Below are 18,212 nucleotides of genomic sequence, written 5' to 3'. Positions count from 1 at the left end.
CCGGCACTTATTCCCCACCCCCGGATGCCAGCTGCCAGGTTATCCATGAACTATAAGCAGAGCAGCCGCTTGCATTGCAGGCCTGGACGTGAAACGAGGCCGCTCCAGTCACTAAAAACAACTGGAAGTAGGTTGTTGCAGACCCGCTATAGATCGTTGAAAGATTTCCGCCAGGATCCCGGTACTGAAGGTTGTACGTACTGGCGCCACTGGAGGCGTTCCACGAAAAGTGCAGTATCGGCTTATCGCTCGGTCCGGTTTGGGTCAAAGCGAACCCGGTGGGTGTTGCCGGAATCAGCGACACAACTGTAGTGCCGACAGTACTGAACGGCCCGCAGCCACCGGCATTGCACCCCTGCACGTGATATCCGTAGGTGCCGTTGCCTTTTCCGCTCGCCGCCCAACTCCCCACATTGGCGTTCTGAATCGTCGTCCAGCCGCCACCGTTGACCTGCTCTTGCAGGACATAGGTCGTTGCACCGGCGACACCGTTCCAGCTCACCGTATAGCTACCGGTATTGCTGCTACTGGGCACGCCGATACCGGGTGCGCTGGTTGGCGGGATCGTCACCGCCACCGCACCACTGGTGACATAACCACTGCAGCCGTTCGCATTACAGGCCTTCACGCGATAGGTATAGCTGCCCGTCGCTCCCACACTGAAGCTGTTACTGGTGGCCGCGCCGCTGTAGATCGCCGCATAGGCACCGCCGTTGAGGCTCTGTTCCAGCGTATAGCTGGTCGCGTACGTGGCTGCCGCCCAGCTGATACCGATGGCACCGGTGCTGCTACCGGGTGCACTGATACTGGCCGGCGTGGTCGGCAGATGCGCCACACTGACCGTGTTCGATGCCGTGAACGCACTGCAGCCGTTCGCATTGCAGGCCTGCACCTGGTAGCTGTAGCTGGCATCCACCGGGTTGCTCAGCGTGTAGCTGGTGACGTTGCTGTTAAGCACCTGATTCCACGAGCCGCTGTTCTGTTTCTGCTGCAGCACGTAGCTGGTCGCCGTCGCGGAACTGCTCCAGTTCACCGTGATACTGGCTAAGTTGCCCGCGACCGTCGCCGTTGCGCTGGCCGGTGCAGCGGGTGCCGTGGGCGCGGCCGGCACCTGGAAGCTCCCCGAACCGTTCAACACCAGGTTGCCGTTGCCTACCGGCGAGTCGCCGTACATATAGATCAGCGTGCCTGCGTATTGCGTCCTGATCGCTGTCGTGAGCGGGATGCTGAAGCGGTACGTCGTGCCGCTGGTCTGGCAGATTGTTGCCACCGCCGGCTCACTGGCTTGGTTCGCCGTGGCGGTCGCCACCCGCGTCCCGCCGCCCCCGGAGGGGCCGCCGGCGAACACTTCCACCGTGATGGACGCCGCCAGCCCGGTCGAGCATGCCCAGCCCGAGACCATCGCATTGCCCGAGCCATCGATATTGACGCCATCGACATTGCCGGTGACCGTGGTGGCATAGCCCTCGTTGCGTGCGATCAGCTTCTTGCCCAGGAAGATATAATCGGTGCTCTTGGTCGAGTTCGCCTCGAACTGGTACAGCAGCTGGCCGTCCTGGGTGTAGAAGTAATAGGTCGGGTTGCCGCTGGCTGGGGTCTTGAGCACACGCCGACCGGAGGCATCGTAGGCATAGCTATCGAGGCCCGGGATCTGCGTCAGCTGGTTCTTCTGGTCGAACACCAGGCTGGTGGTGTTCTTGGTCGTGACGTTGCCGCGGTTGTCGTAGCCGAAGCTGAAGGCGGTACTGCTGCCGTTGGTGATGCTGGCCAGACGGTTGGTCGCGTCGTAGTTGTAGCTGTAGGTCTGACCGTCGCTGACCCGGCTGCGGATATTGTTGAGCGGGTCGTAACTATAGGTTTCCGTGCCCCACAGACCGGTAGCCTGGGCACTGGTCAGGCGGTTGAGCGCGTCGTAACCGAAGCTCTTGGTGCGCGGGCCGCCGGCCAGATCGTTGATGTTGGTGATATTGCCGTTCGGGTCGTAGACGAAGTCTTCGCTCAGATTCAGCGTGCTGCCCTTGGCGTAGCTGAAGTTGCTCAGCAGCTGGCGGGTGTTCTTCTGCACCAGGTAGTCCGCGCCATTGCCGAAGGTGAAGTGCTCAACATCGCCGTCGGGGAAATAACTCAGGTTGCTGGCAAAGCTGCCGGCCTGGGTCGGGCGGCCCAAGGCATCGGGGGCGTAGTTGACCACCAGGCCATCGGGGTAGCTGATCGTCGCCACGTGGCCATTGGTGTCGTGGCTATAGCGCAGCACGTTGCTGCCGTTGCCGGTGACGTTCAAGGTCTCCGAGGTCAGCTGGGCCAGCTTGTTGCGTCCCGCCGTCCAGGTAGCGATACCGGAAGCACTCGTCTGCACGTTACCCAACGGATCGTAGGTATAGGTCGTGCTCTGCGTGCCGCTGGGTGGCACCAGGGTCAGCACGCGATTCATCGCGTCGTAACTGCGGTTGGTCTTGGCGGCATCGGCGACCTGTTCCTGGCCGCAACCCGTGCCGCTGATGCTCAGGCCCGAAGCGGTCCAGGCGATATTGTTGGCCGCATCGTAGCCGGTCACTTCGCTGCCGCTCTCCGGCTCGGTCGTGCGACACAGGCGATGGAAGTTGTCGTAGGTCAGCGTCTTGGTGACCGTGTCGGTCTCGGTGCCATACAGGCCCGACTGGGTGATCGACAGCGGGTTGCCGTAGATATCGCGACTGATCGTCTGAGTAATACCACCTGGGGCTTGTACCTGGATCACCGATTGGTACGCCGGCTGATCGAAGACTTGGTAGGCCGTCGTAGTGACGTTGCTCTTGGGGTCGGTGACCTGCTGGCGGGCACCGGACAGATACGCGTTGTGTGTTGTGAGTGTGCCCAGCTCCGAGTCCTGCTGCGTGTCGGTCAGGCGTTCCAGGGCGTCGTAGACGCTATGCGTACCGGTGGTCAGCGCCGTGATATCGGGACTAGCCGAACCCGGATAGGACACGAAGATCTTCTGGCCCTTCCAGTCGTAGTCGGTGCGCACGGTGCTGGTCGACGTCTGACCAGCGATACCGGTATCGGACAGGATCGGTCGCAGCATCGTGTCGAAGTAGGTCGTGCTGACCGCGTTACCTTGCGTGGTGGTGCGACGCCAGTGATTGGCGGCAACACCGCGCTCTGCGCTAGCAACCAGCGCGTAACTGAAGGTCTTGGGCGCCCATGCCACTTCGTCGCCGGCCGGATAGGTGATCCCCGTGATACGACCGATCGCATCGTAGCTGTAGCTGGTGGTATTACCTGCCTGATCGGTAAGACTGCTGATCTGGCCGAAATCATCGACGACGAGGCTTTGCCCATGGCCGTCGGGGTAGCCGATGGTCTGCGGGATGCCGCGCTTGTAGTTGCTTAAGTTGGTCGTGTGATTGTTGGGATCCGTGAAGCTCGCCAGGTTGCCCTGCGCGTCGTAGCCGTAGCTCATCAACGACTGCCCGAAGCGCGAGCGCGACTGCAAGGTCACATTGGACAGGTTGTACGTGTTGACGCTTTCGGTCTCGCCGGTGGTGAGGTTATCCGTCTCTTGCGGCAACCCAAGCACCCAATGCGGCAGATCGTTCAGTAGCGTCGTCTGTTCCTCGATCGCGGTCTGACCAGCAATCGAGTTGTAACGCTTGATCTTGGTCGGCTGCGCAAAAGCATCGAATGCCTCGGCCAACCATGTATACGTATCCCCGTCCTGCGTGGTGGCACGCTGATTTTCGGGCGCATAGCGACCCAGCTGATCGTTGTTCACCGACAGCTGCTGCGTATTGCCGATAACCGCCGGCCACGTATTGCCGGTGGGACTGGCATAGCTGCTTACTTCGGAGCGCGCCAACGCAGAGCCCGCGCCGCCCACGTAATAGTCCGTCTCCAGAAGCAGACTTTCGGTGGCATCGAACTTGTTACTGAAGATGTACTTGGTATCGCGGCCGGCCGGATCGATCACATCGGTGGTGGCGGTAGCCGGGCAGCCCGAAGCACAGTCGCTAGCCCAACTGTAATTGGCCGTCGCATAGCTATAGCTCCATGTTTGCGTGGGCAGGCCAGCGCCCGTGAAGGTCTTTTGAGTCAGCGACGTTTGTTTGTAGATCCTCGGAAAACGCAGCGTCGCGGCGCCGTTCGGGTTGTTACAGACATAGGGCACATAAGAACGCCCACGTATCGTACTCAGGAAGGTAAAGGTCGCCGACAATCCCGAGGGATGCGTCATGCTTCCCGAGGATGTCACCGCATCCTGCGGCTTAGGTGTGGTGTTACAGGGACTATCGTCGTCAATCAGATAACCGTCACCCGGAACCGTAGCAATGCTACCGAGGTTGAACGACCAGGCGCTTCCATCCGGAAGTTGGACAGAACTCAGGCGAGGAATAATAGGGTCGCTGCCGTAGGTGTAATTCCAGGTTCTTGGCGATCCGTTCGACGGTTGCAGCGTTACCGAATGTACGCGATATGCGGCTGGATTGTAGTAGTTCCCGAAAGAATCCTTGGTCGGGTTCTGCCAGGTCTCATAGGCCAGATGAATCTGCCTGCCATCGCTTGCCTGGATATCGGTGAGGTTGCCGTTCCCGTCGTAGGTGTAGTTGACGGTGTTGCCAAAGCGATCCTGCACCTTGGACGCCATCATCATCACGGTGCGGCGCTGCAGCGGCACGCCCGGCTGGCCAACCACGGCATCGGCAGTCTTGTAGATCAGCCAGTCGAGCCAGTACTTGGTGCCATCGGGCGAAACCGCCAAAAAGCCCTTGCCTGGGTAGCCATTGGCGGTTTGGGCAAGACAACCGACCGCCCATTTTTCCTTGGTTACGATCGGAAATGAGATAGCGGAGCCATCCGCTGCAGTCATCTGAGGAGCCACGGTATTGGACGCGTCTCGACTTAGAAGATCCTGGCTCCCTGCCCCCGGAACAATCAGCTGATAGCCATGCCACCAGCTATCGACATCGTAGGACGCGGTGACATTGCCCGACGTGGCAAACATCGTTGGCGCGGGCGATAAGCTATCGCAACGATTCGTGCCGTAGTAGTCGTCGATAAAAAACCAGGTAATCACAACCTGGCCATTGACGGTGTTCTTTTCCGGTGCCGACATCGTCTCGATATGCGGCACTTCGAGCGCCCAATCGACAAAGGCGTTGTTTAGAAAAGTCTGGTAGGAAACATTGGGCGTCTGGTCCGGCGTATTGAATGTCCGGGAGATCTGCATCGATGGACCGATGCCGCTGGAACTCACGTCCGTCTGTTCGAACGAGGTCGCGCCGGTGTAGAGGCTGACGTGCTCGCCGAATGGGTTCTCGCCCAGCGGCTGGATGTCTTCACTGACCTTGATGCGTTTCTGGTACTCGCTTTCGGGCGTTACCGGCGCCGATTGGGACCACGCGTGCATCGAAAACATGCCAAAAAAAACTACGCCCAACACCAAACGCATCCCGCGCCGGAACTGCGACAACATAGATTTTCCCCTGTTTTCCCAAGTCCGCACATTGCGTACGGACTTGCGAAAAACTAGCTACAAGAAAATGAGTTTGCAAGTAGCAAGATTTTGCGAATCGATCACCAACATCCCCCCCGCATCGCCGAAACATGACCAGTTAGAATAATTACTTTAGTCTTTATGCCATATACGCATAATTCTCAAAGAGATCATAAATCTATGAACACCCGTGACATCACCGCCTTTATCGCCGTCGTCGATACCGGCTCGATCGTGCAGGCCGCAGCCGCGCTGCACCTCACGCAGCCGGGCGTTACTCGACGCGTGCAGAGTCTCGAGTCCTTGCTTGGCGTCGAATTGCTCGATCGTCAGTCCAAGCCACTACGACCTACGGCGGCAGGCAAGGAGGTTTATCAAAAGGGTCGGCAGATCCTGCACGCCGAAGCCGACCTGATGGCGAGCGTTCGCGAGGATATCGAGCCGTTCGGCGAATTGCGCCTTGGCATGCCGCCCATGCTGGCCGATATGGCCCTGGCCGGACCGGTCGATGCATTGCGGGAGACCTATCCGAAACTGACGCTGCGAATCCAGGGAGGATGGTCACCGGGATTAGTCGAGCAAATCGAACAAGGTCATCTGGATGTGGCTGCCATCGTTTATGCCGAAAGCTCCCAGCCGCCTATCGGCATGACCGCTCATGCATTCAAGCGCCAGACGATCAAGATCGTCGCCTCACCCAAGCTGGGATTGAAGAGCCGGGTTTCACTGAGCGATCTGGCGCCGCATCCCTGGGTGTTGAGCCAGAACGGCTGCGGCATGCGCTCCACCTTGCGCCACGCGGTCGAGAGGCAAGGCCTGCCTTTCAATGTCGGTGTGGAGGCGTTCGGTTCCGATCTGCAGCTATCGCTGGTATCTCGCGGCGCGGGCATAGGGCTCGTTACGCCCGATGCGCTCGCGACGAGCCGTCATCGCCATGAGCTCAAGGTGCTATCGGTCAGTGATTTTAAAACCGACGTTATTTCGTGGCTGGTGCATCGTCCCTTGCCCAACCGATTGCAAAAGCCTGTGCAGCTTTTGCTTGATGAACTCAAGCGCTGCTGAATGCTTAAGAAAAGCCATCTAGTTTTTGTAGGAGCGACTTCAATCGCGACCCGAGGTTACGTCAAGGTGGGTCGCGACTGAAGTCGCTCCTACAAAGATTGCACTTTCCGTGATAACAGCGGGTGTCAGGCAAACAAATCCACCGCCGCGTCATCCCAATCGTGCCCGGTCCAGCCGCTTTCCGTCGACGGCGGCGGGAAGCCGGTGCGGCAGTAGCCGCGCTTGGTGGTGAAGTCGACGATGGCATGGGGGTTGCCGTTGATCAGCAGCGCCGCCTTCTGGCTGTCGGCTGACCAGCCGATAGTGACGGTGGATAAGGTGTCGCGATCTACAATGTTGACGACATTGTAGATATGCAGCGCGTCCTGGACGGGCTGCTCGGCCTCACTCAGGTCCAAGGCATAGAAATAGCCGGTGTCGCCATCGTCTTCGAAGATGGCGGCATATCTGCCGCCCGGAGCAGGTCCCTCGACAAACTGCTCCTCGCCCACCTTGAGCGGTTGTTCGACCACGTTGTGCAACGGCATGGGCCACCCCGAAGTGAGTAAGCCATCACATTAAGCGAGCACGCGGCAATTGAATAGGCGTCCTTATGTCCTACCTGGCTTCTGGCCAGGGAAATCGCATGGCCAATTGAAATGATAATGAGTCGCAATTACGATAGTGGGCTATCGTAACGAGATTCCTCCTAGATGCGTTCCCTTTGCTCCGCCATCCTGATCGCCCTGGCCGGTAGCGGCTATGCCGGTACCGCGCTGTCACAAGACAGTACCGACAGCAACAAAAAGCCCTTGAACAAGCCGACCGCGAATCTGGAAGGCATCAGTGTGGTTGGCGACTGGCTGGCCGAAGCGGACCAGAACGTGGTGGTCAATCATCCCGGAGCACGTACGGTGGTGCGCCGCGAGCAACTACTGGAAAGCGGCGCAACCAACCTGCGCGACGCGCTACGCATGGTTCCGGGCGTGCAGGTGCAGGAAAGCAATGGCACTGGCGGTAGCGATGTTTCGCTCAGTGTCGGCGTACGCGGCCTGACCTCACGCCTGTCCCCGCGCTCGACCTTGCTGCTCGACGGCATTCCCATCGCTGTGGCTCCCTATGGTCAGCCGCAGGTATCGATGGCACCGGTTGCGCTGGGCAACCTGCAGGCGGTGGACGTGGTGCGCGGCGGCGGTTCCGTGCGCTATGGGCCGCAGAACGTTGGCGGCATCATCAACTTCGTGACCCGAGATATCCCCAAGACGTTCGGTGGCGATGCCGGCGTGCAGCTGCAGGGCGGTGAATATGGCGGCATCCGCACGCAGAGCCATGCGTTTATCGGTGGAACTACGGCATCGGGTTTCGGCCTCGCCCTGCTCTACAGCGGCGCGCATGGCCCGGGCTATCGCGAGAAGGAAGATAACGAAAGCATCGACGACTTGATGCTCAAGGCCAAGTACACCATCAGCAGCACCGACGAGATTACCGGCAGCCTGCATTACTACGACGGTCAGGCGGGCATGCCCGGCGGCCTCAGCCAGGCCGAATACAAGGCCAATCCGTTCCAGTCGCTACGTCCCTTCGACGACTTTCATGGGCGCCGCCAGGACGCGGTGCTCAAGTACAGCCACCGCGACGACGTGCGTAGCTTCGAACTGCAGACCTATTACACCGACAGCTTCCGCGGCAGCCATATCGAAACGATCACGCAGGATCCGAAGAGCGGCCTCTACACGCATCAATTGAATGCCTACCCGCGCAATTATCACACCTTCGCGATCGAACCGCGCTACTCGCAGTTGTTCAACTGGGGACAGTGGACGCACGAGATCAGCGTGGGCTATCGCTATCTCACCGAATACATGCACGAGCAGACGCTGCGCAACAGCAAGTTTGTTTCGGCACAGGACTTCACGCCGTTCGACAGCGGGGTCTACAACGCACCCTATGTATTGGGCGGAAACAACACCGGCGCCAATAAAGCCAACGCCGTCTATGTCGACGACACGATCAATGTCGATAAATGGACGATCACACCCGGCCTGCGTTACGAGCACATCAACAGCTGGTGGGAAGCACACCCGAGCAGCACGGTAATCGTCAAAGGCCCGACGTTCCGCCGCGAGACCTACTCGCAACCGCTGCCGTCGCTCAATGTGATCTATCACCTGAGCGATACCTGGAAGCTTTACGCAAATGCGGAAACGTCTTTCGGCGCGCTGCAATATTTCCAGATTGGCCAGAAGGACACGACCAATCAGTTCGCCCAAGGCCTGCAGCCGGAGAAAGCACTTACCTATGAGCTGGGCACGCGTTACGACACGCCGGCATGGGGCGGTGAGGTGTCGCTGTTCCGTATCAATTTCGACAACGAACTGCAGCTGGTCGGCAAGCTGCCCAACGTGCCCGATTCGTTCGATGGCTGGACCAGCCTGGGCGCCACCACGCACAAGGGCGTCGAATCGGCGGGTCATGTCGATTTTGGTGCGTTCGACGATCGCCTGGACGGCCTGACCCTCTGGGGCACGGCCACCTATACGCATGCCGTGTCCAAGTTCGGTTCGTTTGCCGGCCGCGACCTGCCGTTCTATTCGCGCCGCACCGCCAATGTCGGCTTGCGCTACACGCGGGCGCAATGGACGTTCAATGTCGATGCATTCTCGCAGTCGCGGCAGCATTCGCCCGGCTCACCCAGCTTCGATCCGGCCAACCCCACGCCCTACCAGACCATCGGCACACCCGACGGCGAGTTGGGCGACATCCCCGGCTGGACGACCTGGAACTTGCGCACGGAGTACGCGTTCGGCAAGGCGTTTTCCAATCTACGCCTGGGCGTCGGCGTAAAGAATGTTTTCGATCGTCGCTACTTTACGCGTTCCACCGATAACAACGGTGGTCTCTATGTGGGTCAGCCGCGCACGTATTACGTGCAAGCCAACGTGGATTTCTAAGCCATCATGAGCAACACACCGCGCCAGCCTGGTCGTTCGCCACGCCGTGTTCGCCAAGTACTCAAGACCCTGCATCTGTGGCTCGGCCTGAGCCTTGGCCTCGTGTTGGCGCTGGTAACGCTGACCGGCTGCATCCTGACGTTCGAGGCGCCGCTGCTCACGACCATGCATCCCGAGCTGGCCGGTCGTGCCGTTCCCGACAATGCGGGGCTGGGGCATTCGCTGGAACATATTCTGGCCACGCCCGAAGGCGGCAAGCTGCGCGGTATCGCCTTGCCCAATGGCGACCTGACGGCTTTCGAGGGTACGGCCAAGGGTGGTGACCGCGTCTACTTCGATCCGACCAGCGGCGATGTCATTGCGCATCGCAGTGGGCGCAGCGATCCGATGCTGGTCCTGCTCGATTGGCACACGCATCTGCTGTCCGGAGATGTTGGCGAGACTATCCTGGGCGTGGTCGCCTGCACCGGCTTATTCATGATTTTTTCCGGTGTCTGGCTTTATTGGCCGGGGCGCAAGCGAGCGTTATCGCACCTTCGCCCTCACCCGCGACCGCCGATTCTGCGCTGGGGCAGTTGGCATCGTTTTGTGGGTGTGGTTGGCCTGCCCTTGCTGCTGATCATGATCGGTACCGGTACGACCATGGCGTATCGCGGTGCGGTACGCACTGGCTTGGCGCATGCATTTGGCGAACCTGCGCCAGCCAAGCCACCGAAGTTGCAGGATGCGCCGGATGTCAGGATCGATTGGTCTGCTGTATTGCTTGCTGCACAAGCTGCCGCGCCGGATGCGGTGATCACGCGTATCAGTTTGCCGGCGAAGAAAGACATCGCTTTGGTGATACGTGTTCGTCGACCTGGTGAATGGAATCTTGCCGGGCGTAGCATGCTTTGGCTCGATCCCTTTGCTGCACGCGTGATCGGTGGTGATGATGCGACCAAGCTTGGCACCGGTGGACGGCTGGCCAACTCGCTGTTTCCGATTCACTCGGCGGCGGTTGGTGGACCGGTGTGGCATACGTTGGCGGTATTGGGGGGATTGATGCCGTCGTTTATGTTGGTGACGGGCTTTTTGTTTTGGCGGGCGCGACGTAGGCGGCCGGCGGCTAGCGCTTAATAGCGCCCCCTCACCCCAGCCCTCTCCCCTGGCTTTGCCGGGGGAGAGGGCTGGGGTGAGGGGGCGCTCTAAGTCCTCAAGCGCCACGAGCGAAAGCTGCTTTGCCTTCTTTGTCCAACGCCGCAAATTCCTCATCCGACAGCGTGATATCGACCGCTGCGATGTTCTCTTCCAGATGCTTCACCTTCGACGTCCCGGGAATCGGCAACATCACCGGGCTGCGCTTGAGCACCCACGCGAGCGCGATCTGGCTCGGCGCCGCGTTATGCTGCTTGGCGATCTTGTCGAGCAAAGAACCCGGCTTGGCCAAGTCGCCTGCCGCAAGCGGAAACCACGGAATAAAACCGATATTCTGCTGCGCACAGTAATCGAGCACATCTTCGCTGGTGCGATCGACCAGGTTGTAACGGTTCTGCACCGTGGCCACCTTGAAGAACTTGGCAGCGGCCTTGACGTCGTCGACGCTCACTTCGCTAAGACCCGCATGGCGAATCAGGCCATCCTTGATCAACGACTTGATCGCGTCGAACTGCTCATCGCGTGGCACCTTGGTATCGATGCGATGCAGCTGCCACAGATCGATGCGCTCGACACCCAACTGACGCAAGCTTTTATGCGCCTGCTGGATCAGATACTCGGGACGGCCGACGGGTATCCAGATATTCGGGCCGGTGCGCGTGAGGCCTGCCTTGGTCGCGACAACGAGGTTCTTGTACGGATGCAAGGCCTCGCGTATCAATTGCTCCGAAATATCCGGACCATACGAATCGGCGGTATCGATAAAGTCGACGCCGAGTTCCGGCAGGCGCTTGAGCACGCGGATCGCTTCGGCACGATCGGCGGGCTCGCCCCAGACGCCATCGCCGACGATGCGCATCGCGCCGAAGCCGAGACGATTGATCTGCATATCGCCGCCGATCTTGAAACTGCCCGATGAAGCTGCGTTTGCGTTAGACATGGGATGTCCTCAAGTAGATGAAATGGATCGTTACGAAAAATCGGTAGACAACGTGACCTGCTCCCAGGCGTCGAATTCGCTTTTGAGCAAGCCGAGCTTTTCGCGAACCATGTTCATGGCATCGCGGCCCAACAGGAGATGCATCGGCGGGTCGTCGCTGGCGATGAGTTTCAGCAGGGCTTCGCCGGCCTTGTGCGGATCACCCGGCTGATTGCCGCTGAAATTCTTGCGGCGTTCGCGCAGTGGATCGAATACGGCATCGTAATCGGCAATATGGCGGTCGCTGCGTACCATCGAACGCCCTGCCCAATCGGTACGAAAACCACCGGGCTCCACGGCCGTCACATAGATCCCCAAGCTGTGCACTTCTTTGGCCAGGCTTTCGGAAATGCCTTCCAGCGCGAACTTGCTGCCATGGTAGAAGCTGATACCGGGCATGGTGATGATGCCGCCCATCGAGGTGATATTGAGAATGCGCCCCGCGCGGCGCTTTCGCATATAGGGCAGCACGGCCTGGATGACTGCCACCACGCCAAACACGTTCACTTCGAACTGGCGGCGCAAATCGTCGAGCGAAGCTTCTTCCAGCACGCCTTCGTGACCGTAGCCGGCGTTGTTGATCAACACGTCGATCGGCCCGACATGGGCTTCGATATCAGCCACCAACGGCGCAATTGTCGCAGTCTCGGTGACATCGAGCTGACGCGCGAACGCCCTGCCCGGCGCCAGCGCCTCGAAGCTTTTTGCGGCGTCTTCATGGCGGACGGTACCGACCACACGATGTCCTTCGCGCAAGGCGACTTCGGCAAAGGCACGCCCCAGACCAGTGCTTACACCCGTAATTAAAAACGTCTTGATTTGCGACTGGCTCATAGCTGTCTCCACCGAAAAGGAAAGCGCATGCTAAGACGCGCTCTCCCTGCCGATAACCCAGGTTGCTCGCGATGCCTTTTGAAGCTGCGGTGGATAATCATTCGTTACCGCTGCTTCAAAGCCCATCCGCGATTTGTGCATTCCATAGACACTTGGGGCGGGTTAGGCTCCACGCAAGCGGTCCGGCCGCCATCTACTCAACGAGTTTGCGCAAGGAATCCTCATGGAATATGTGAAGTTCGGCTCTACCGGCCTGGAAGTGTCACGGATTTGCCTGGGCTGCATGACCTACGGTGCTCCGGATCGCGGCAATCACACCTGGACGCTTGACGAGGAAAAGAGTCGCCCTTTGATCAGGCAGGCTCTGGAGGCAGGTATCAATTTCCTCGATACCGCCAACGTCTATTCCGACGGCAGCTCCGAGGAAATCGTCGGGCGCGCCATTCGCGACTTTTCACGCCGCGAAGACATCGTGCTGGCCACCAAGGTATTCAATCGGATGCGGCCGGGGCCGAACGGCGCCGGCTTGTCGCGCAAGGCGATCATGACCGAGATCGACCACAGCCTGCGCCGACTCGGCACCGACTATGTCGACCTGTATCAGATCCACCGCTGGGACCATTCCACGCCCATCGAGGAGACGCTCGAAGCGCTGCATGACGTGGTGAAGGCGGGCAAGGCACGCTATATCGGCGCGTCGTCGATGCATGCCTGGCAGTTTGCCAAGGCGATCTATACCTCGCACCTCAATGGCTGGACGCCCTTTGTCAGCATGCAGAACCACCTTAACCTGCTCTATCGCGAGGAGGAGCGGGAAATGCTTGGCTTCTGCGAAGACATGGGCATTGCCGTGATCCCCTGGAGCCCGCTTGCACGCGGACGCCTGACGCGCGAGTGGGATGAAACCAGCGAGCGACAGGAAAACGATGTGTATGGACGTACGCTCTACGACGCTACGGCCGAAGCGGACAAACGCGTGGTCGATGCCGTGGCGAAGATTGCACAAGCGCGGGGCGTGCCGCGTGCACAGGTCGCTTTGGCCTGGGTGGCGCAGAAGTCTCCGGTGACCGCACCGATCGTCGGTGCGTCCAAATCACACCACCTGGACGATGCGATAGCTGCGCTGTCACTGGAATTGACCGACGAGGAGATCGCTGTGCTGGAGGCACCGTATGTGCCGCATCGCGTGGCGGGGTTTTGATTGATTCGGCTTTTAAATCCCCCATCGCGGAAGCAACTTTTTGGAAACGCGAATGACCTCCTAGTCGTCATCCCGGCGCAGGCCGGGATCCAGTGGCCTTGTGATCGGTTATCGCGAGAGCCAACAAAACTTCGCTCTATCGCGAAGATCGGAAACTGAAGCCACTGAATCCCGGCCTGCGCCGGGATGACGATAATAAAAACTGAGGCTATTGAAGATTTCCCTTATTCGCTCACTACCCAAACATTGGTCGCCGGATGTTCTGTCGCTGGCTCGCTGCGCAAGAAGTCGATCAGGGCGCGCAGTTTCGGTGGCACGCCGCGGCGATCGGGAAAATAAAGATACAAGCCGTCAAGCGGCGGGCTCCAATCGCCAAGCACACGCACCAGTCGACCATCGTCGATAAAGCGATCGATATAGCCGTTGATCATGTAAGCGATACCCAGGCCGTCCAGCGCAGCCTGGGTCAACGCCGCCGAATCGTTGAAAGTCAGGCGGCCACCGACATTGAGCTCGATTTTTTCGCCGTCCTTCTCGAACTCCCAGCGTTCGATCTGACCGCTGGTGACATGACGAAAATTGATGCATTCGTGCTCGAGCAGATCGCGTGGATGTTTCGGCACACCACGGCGTGCCAGATAATCGGGTGAGGCCACGATATGCGCGCTGAGTGCCGGCCCGATTTTCACCGCGACCATATCGCGCTCGACCAGGTCGCCAAAGCGGATACCCGCATCGAATCCTCGGCTGACGATATCGATCAGTTGGCTCTCGATGATGATTTCCAGGCGAATGTCCGGATAAGCCGCCAGGAATTTTCTCAGTACCGGTTGTAGCGCGATCATATAGCCGGACCGCGGAACATTCAGGCGCAGCAGACCGGCCGGCTTTTCGGCTTCGGCACCAAGATCGTCAGCGGCAGCCATCAGTTCGTGCACTGCCGGCAGGATGCGCTCGAGATAACGTGCACCGACCTCGGTCAAATTGACACTGCGGGTCGTGCGATTGAATAGCTGCAGGCCCAGGCGCTGCTCCAACTGACGAATCGCCTGGCTGACCGCCGATGGCGAGACCCCCAGACGCACGGCGGCGGCGGAAAACCCTTTCTCTTCAGCCACGGCCAGAAAGGCGGCCATGCCGTCGAGTTGATGCTGACGCAATAGACCTTCGCTGGGTTCCATGGGTATCGGCTTTGGGCAGGCGCCACTGTGAAGCTGGGTTTCAATATGAGTGATCGATTGCAGCCTGACAAGCCTGAATCAGAAAAGGCCTCTGAGCCATGCTTTTCGTATTAGTTCAATGGATATCTCTACACGTTCGCTGGAACCTTTGTCCCATGACTTTCCAGGCACACCGCAGCAAAACCGATCTCATGGAGAACAAGCGGCTGATCTCACATACCGCCCAGGAGGCCTGCCAATCGGGTGATTACGAGATATGCGATGCCCTGCTTGCTCGCTACGAAGCGCAATGCCCCTTGCCCACGGAGCTACTGATACTGCGCGGCCGGAGTCTCATGGGACAAGGCCGGCTGGACGAGGCGGTACACGCGCTGGAAATGGCCGCGGCGAGCGGCCGCGATTCGCAGTCGCCTACCAGCTCGCCTATGCTCATGCGCAGTTAGGCTGCCATGAGCAGGTCATCGTGCTTATCGACGATGACACCATGCGGGATGTGCCCACCGCCATCGTTCTCAAGATGCGTGCCTTGCACCGACTCGGTCGCCTGGACGATTCGATCGAGCTTGGCATGCGCTTGCAGGCGCACGCGACACTGAGAAAGGATATCTGCGGTTTGTTGGCCAACCTGTTGATCGATGCCGGCCGCTGCAGCGATGCGCACCGGTTCGCCGACCGCGCGCATGGCACCGCCGATGGCTGCACAGCCAATGGCCTTCTCGCACTCGACGTGCTGGATAGACAAACAGCCTTGGCGTTTTTTCGGCAGGCCGTGTCGTTGAACCCGAACAGTGGACGCGCCCGACTGGGAGAAGGCCTGTGTCTGCTTGGCTTCGGAAATCATGCGGCAGCAGCGTCATGTTTCGATCAGGCCGCCCTACTGCTGGAACAGCACGTCGACGCCTGGGCAGTGGCTGCCTGGGTCCATCTGCTCAATCAATGCCTGGTACAAGCACGCGCGCATTTCGAACGAGCTTGTCATGTCGACAACGGCTTTGCCGAAGCGCATGGCGGCCTTGCCATCGTCTGCCTTTATGAAGGCAAGGTCGATGACGCCGAAGTCCACGCGGCACAGGCGCTGAGATTAAGCCGCGATTGTCTGTCCGGGCTGCTGGCACATAGCCTCTTATTGGCAAAGGCCGGCGATTTTCCGGCGGCACAACGCGTGCGTGAATCCATCTCATGCCATCCGCTGGGGCGCGACGGCTTATCCATCGCAAGAGAACTGGCACGCCGCGCCATGCGGCATGCCATCCCCTACTGAGCGCAGGTATTCCGGAATCAGAAACGGAAGCGCACGTATGCCGACGGCCCGTTCAACTTCATATCCAGACTGTCGTTGAAGTTGTGATGATCCTGATGCAGCTTGATGCGCGTGTAGTTGTATTCGGCACCGAAGCCCACGTTATGCCACGGGAACCATTCCAGGCCTACCGCTCCGTTATAGATATGCCCGCCCAGATCGCTGCCGTTCTTCTTGACCCCTGACGCATCGATATACATGCGCAAGTTGTCGCTGAACGCGTGGCGCCAACCTAGCTGAAGCATCGGTGCCCAGGCAGTTTCGTCCGCGCTGGTATAGGCTTGTGCGGTCTCGCCATTGAGCGAGGCCTGCCCGCGAATGCTCGCATGCACGCCGTAGTACGCCGCACCGAGACCTACCCCGAATACGTCGTTGCCAGTACCGAACCACCAGCGATACGCGGCGCTGCCGAAGTTGAAATCGAGCTTGCCGCGCACCTGTGCCGAGGCGAGATAGTCGTTACCGCCGTAGCTGATATCCTGCGTCAGCGTTTTGCTGCGGCTGCGATCAATGCTGTAGTAGTCAAACGAAAGACCCTGATGTTCGCCCAACAACAGGTCCACGCGCGCGCGCGGTACGGTCTTGTGCTCGTTGAATCCCAGAGCATCCTCGAGATTGACGTGACCCTTGATTTGATCGCTTTTATCGCTGGCACCGATATTGGTATCGGTCTTGGCGTAGTAACCACCTACCCAGATGCTTACGCGATCAAGTGCCGGCGAATGCGAAAAATCGTCATCGGCAAAAGCACTCGTGCTCGCAACAGCCATCGGCAAAACGAGCATCAGGCATCCTGCTGCGCGTGATCCAAAGGGTTTGGTCAAACATGATTTCATCGGTTCCGCTCCCTGACAAAGTTGGAACGAATGTATGAATCGAAACGTGCACATCGCGTTGGCGCTGTGTGAGACAAATGCCTACGTGGTTCCAAACGAGCGATCACTTTCATGAATCGCGATGTGAGGCGTTATGGCGCAACCACGCCATATCCACATCGCAGTGACAGACATGAATGACGGCGTTCATGTGAGGGCATAAATAAAAACGCCGCCCTGAGGCGGCGTTTCGCTATTTCTGTCGTGGTTCGGATCAGCGTCCGAAAGTGATTTCCTTGCCTTCGTGGTCGCGATCCCAACCACGCAGTTCATCACGAATGTGTGCAATGCGTTGACGGCCTAGCGCGTTGCGTTCTTCATCGAGCACCTGTCCGTCGAGCAGCTCGGCCAACCGTTGTGCGGTCGGCAACATGGCATCCCATGCATCGAGCGCAGGGATCGGCGCAGGCAACGTCATGAAGAAACTCAGGCCCGGCGTATGCAGGGCATCGAGCCGACCCAGGTCGAAATTACCCGGCTTGAGCATGTTCGCCACGCTGAAGATCGGGCCGAGCTCGCGCTTGCCGTCGACCAGTCGATGATAGATGCCCATGTCGCCGAATTCGAGGCCGGCCTTTTCGGCGGCGACGATCAGGTCGGCACCGTTGAACAGCGAACCTTCGCGCGCCACCATGAACAACGTGACGATACGCTCCACCGGCATCTGCACCGGGCGACGTCCCAGGTCGGAGCGCGCAGGTGTCTTTGGCTGTACCGGTGCCGGAGCGGGCGCCGGTGCAGCAACGGGTGCGGGTGCGGGAACCGGCGCAGCCATCGATGGCGACACGATGGGCTTGGGTTCGATCAAGCCATCCTCGGGCATCGACGGCGCGCGCAGCGCATCGACGATCGATGCGGCGTGGCCAGTCGGCTTGGGCAACGGTGCGGCGGTCACGCGGCCGCGATCGCCGGCCAGTGCGGCACCGAGACGCTCCAGCTCGCCGCGCAGCCCCATTTCCAACTCGCCCTGTGCGGGTTTGTCGCCAATGACCGGCTCGTGACCGTGTTCTTCTTCGTCGAGCGCGCTGAAAGAAAGATGATCGCTATCGATCGCCTCGTCGCCGAAGCTCGGTTCGCGGCGCTCGCCACGCGGTGCCTCAGGCGATGGGCGGCGCGTGCCCTGCTCTTTCTTGGGCTGTCCGAACAACCAGATCAGCGCCACCACGATCAATCCGACAATGGCCAACGGAATGCCTACGGCGGGATTCCAGGCGAATGCGATGATGGGTTCGATCCTCATGACCAT

General features: G+C 59.5%; 13 protein-coding genes. 6 read left to right on the top strand and 7 right to left on the bottom strand.

Going from position 1 to position 18,212, the window contains the following annotated elements; translation table 11 throughout:
- Nucleotides 1-7 precede the first annotated feature (7 nt).
- Nucleotides 8-5,383: a hypothetical protein gene (locus QMG46_RS14340; RefSeq protein WP_281848503.1), complete on the bottom strand. Its 5,376-nt coding sequence runs from the start codon at nucleotides 5,381-5,383 to the stop codon at nucleotides 8-10.
- Nucleotides 5,384-5,650: 267 nt separating this feature from the next.
- Here QMG46_RS14340 and QMG46_RS14335 point away from each other — a divergent pair, with 267 nt between their 5' ends.
- Nucleotides 5,651-6,532 (top strand): LysR family transcriptional regulator, encoded by an 882-nt coding sequence (locus QMG46_RS14335; protein ID WP_281848502.1) that lies wholly within the window; start codon nucleotides 5,651-5,653, stop codon nucleotides 6,530-6,532.
- A 125-nt stretch (nucleotides 6,533-6,657) separates the two neighbouring features.
- On the opposite strand, the gene QMG46_RS14330 is transcribed toward QMG46_RS14335, so the two are convergent.
- The gene (locus QMG46_RS14330) at nucleotides 6,658-7,059 is read right to left on the bottom strand and encodes a DUF2251 domain-containing protein (protein ID WP_281848501.1); all 402 of its coding nucleotides are present in this window, start codon (nucleotides 7,057-7,059) and stop codon (nucleotides 6,658-6,660) included.
- Between the two features lie 165 nt (nucleotides 7,060-7,224).
- On the opposite strand from QMG46_RS14330, the gene QMG46_RS14325 reads away from it, so the two are divergent.
- The gene (locus QMG46_RS14325; RefSeq protein WP_281848500.1) at nucleotides 7,225-9,462 is read left to right on the top strand and encodes a TonB-dependent receptor family protein; all 2,238 of its coding nucleotides are present in this window, start codon (nucleotides 7,225-7,227) and stop codon (nucleotides 9,460-9,462) included.
- Between the two features lie 6 nt (nucleotides 9,463-9,468).
- Nucleotides 9,469-10,578 (top strand): PepSY-associated TM helix domain-containing protein, encoded by a 1,110-nt coding sequence (locus QMG46_RS14320; protein WP_281848499.1) that lies wholly within the window; start codon nucleotides 9,469-9,471, stop codon nucleotides 10,576-10,578.
- A gap of 76 nt (nucleotides 10,579-10,654) precedes the next feature.
- Here QMG46_RS14320 and QMG46_RS14315 read toward each other — a convergent pair whose 3' ends face one another.
- Both QMG46_RS14315 and QMG46_RS14310 read right to left on the bottom strand, forming a co-directional pair.
- Nucleotides 10,655-11,536 (bottom strand): aldo/keto reductase, encoded by an 882-nt coding sequence (locus QMG46_RS14315; RefSeq protein WP_281848498.1) that lies wholly within the window; start codon nucleotides 11,534-11,536, stop codon nucleotides 10,655-10,657.
- 30 nt (nucleotides 11,537-11,566) lie between these two features.
- A complete protein-coding gene (locus QMG46_RS14310) occupies nucleotides 11,567-12,409 on the bottom strand; it encodes an oxidoreductase (RefSeq protein WP_281848497.1) in 843 nt (280 codons plus the stop codon).
- 223 nt (nucleotides 12,410-12,632) lie between these two features.
- Between QMG46_RS14310 and QMG46_RS14305 the strand changes: the two genes are divergently transcribed.
- On the top strand, nucleotides 12,633-13,610 hold the full coding sequence (locus QMG46_RS14305; protein WP_281848496.1) for an aldo/keto reductase: 978 nt from the start codon (nucleotides 12,633-12,635) through the stop codon (nucleotides 13,608-13,610).
- Nucleotides 13,611-13,834: 224 nt separating this feature from the next.
- Here the strand turns inward: QMG46_RS14305 and QMG46_RS14300 are convergent, their stop codons facing one another.
- Nucleotides 13,835-14,791 (bottom strand): LysR family transcriptional regulator, encoded by a 957-nt coding sequence (locus QMG46_RS14300; RefSeq protein WP_281848495.1) that lies wholly within the window; start codon nucleotides 14,789-14,791, stop codon nucleotides 13,835-13,837.
- 155 nt (nucleotides 14,792-14,946) lie between these two features.
- Between QMG46_RS14300 and QMG46_RS14295 the strand changes: the two genes are divergently transcribed.
- Both QMG46_RS14295 and QMG46_RS14290 read left to right on the top strand, forming a co-directional pair.
- Nucleotides 14,947-15,234, top strand: a complete 288-nt coding sequence (locus tag QMG46_RS14295) for a hypothetical protein (protein WP_281848494.1) — start codon at nucleotides 14,947-14,949, stop codon at nucleotides 15,232-15,234.
- Between the two features lie 20 nt (nucleotides 15,235-15,254).
- Complete coding sequence (locus tag QMG46_RS14290; RefSeq protein ID WP_281848493.1) at nucleotides 15,255-16,052, top strand: hypothetical protein; 798 nt, start codon at nucleotides 15,255-15,257, stop codon at nucleotides 16,050-16,052.
- Nucleotides 16,053-16,069: 17 nt separating this feature from the next.
- On the opposite strand, the gene QMG46_RS14285 is transcribed toward QMG46_RS14290, so the two are convergent.
- Entirely contained in the window at nucleotides 16,070-16,876 is an 807-nt protein-coding gene (locus QMG46_RS14285; protein ID WP_281848492.1) for an autotransporter outer membrane beta-barrel domain-containing protein, read from the bottom strand.
- Nucleotides 16,877-17,180: 304 nt separating this feature from the next.
- The gene (gene zipA / locus QMG46_RS14280) at nucleotides 17,181-18,206 is read right to left on the bottom strand and encodes a cell division protein ZipA (RefSeq protein ID WP_281848491.1); all 1,026 of its coding nucleotides are present in this window, start codon (nucleotides 18,204-18,206) and stop codon (nucleotides 17,181-17,183) included.
- Between the last annotated feature and the right edge of the window lie 6 nt (nucleotides 18,207-18,212).

The sequence above is a fragment of the Dyella sp. GSA-30 genome, assembly GCF_027924605.1.
Taxonomy (GTDB): domain Bacteria; phylum Pseudomonadota; class Gammaproteobacteria; order Xanthomonadales; family Rhodanobacteraceae; genus GSA-30.
The sequence above is the reverse complement of the archived record's forward strand: the minus strand, read 5'-3'. Positions and strand labels throughout refer to the sequence as shown.

Bases quoted from the DNA above. Each gene is read 5' to 3' on its own strand.
- QMG46_RS14340 (WP_281848503.1), bottom strand. From the start codon at position 5,383: ATGCACGCGTGGTCCCAATCGGCGCCGGTAACGCCCGAAAGCGAGTAC.
- QMG46_RS14335 (WP_281848502.1), top strand. From the start codon at position 5,651: ATGAACACCCGTGACATCACCGCCTTTATCGCCGTCGTCGATACCGGC.
- QMG46_RS14330 (WP_281848501.1), bottom strand. From the start codon at position 7,059: ATGCCGTTGCACAACGTGGTCGAACAACCGCTCAAGGTGGGCGAGGAG.
- QMG46_RS14325 (WP_281848500.1), top strand. From the start codon at position 7,225: ATGCGTTCCCTTTGCTCCGCCATCCTGATCGCCCTGGCCGGTAGCGGC.
- QMG46_RS14320 (WP_281848499.1), top strand. From the start codon at position 9,469: ATGAGCAACACACCGCGCCAGCCTGGTCGTTCGCCACGCCGTGTTCGC.
- QMG46_RS14315 (WP_281848498.1), bottom strand. From the start codon at position 11,536: ATGTCTAACGCAAACGCAGCTTCATCGGGCAGTTTCAAGATCGGCGGC.
- QMG46_RS14310 (WP_281848497.1), bottom strand. From the start codon at position 12,409: ATGAGCCAGTCGCAAATCAAGACGTTTTTAATTACGGGTGTAAGCACT.
- QMG46_RS14305 (WP_281848496.1), top strand. From the start codon at position 12,633: ATGGAATATGTGAAGTTCGGCTCTACCGGCCTGGAAGTGTCACGGATT.
- QMG46_RS14300 (WP_281848495.1), bottom strand. From the start codon at position 14,791: ATGGAACCCAGCGAAGGTCTATTGCGTCAGCATCAACTCGACGGCATG.
- QMG46_RS14295 (WP_281848494.1), top strand. From the start codon at position 14,947: ATGACTTTCCAGGCACACCGCAGCAAAACCGATCTCATGGAGAACAAG.
- QMG46_RS14285 (WP_281848492.1), bottom strand. From the start codon at position 16,876: ATGCTCGTTTTGCCGATGGCTGTTGCGAGCACGAGTGCTTTTGCCGAT.
- zipA (WP_281848491.1), bottom strand. From the start codon at position 18,206: ATGAGGATCGAACCCATCATCGCATTCGCCTGGAATCCCGCCGTAGGC.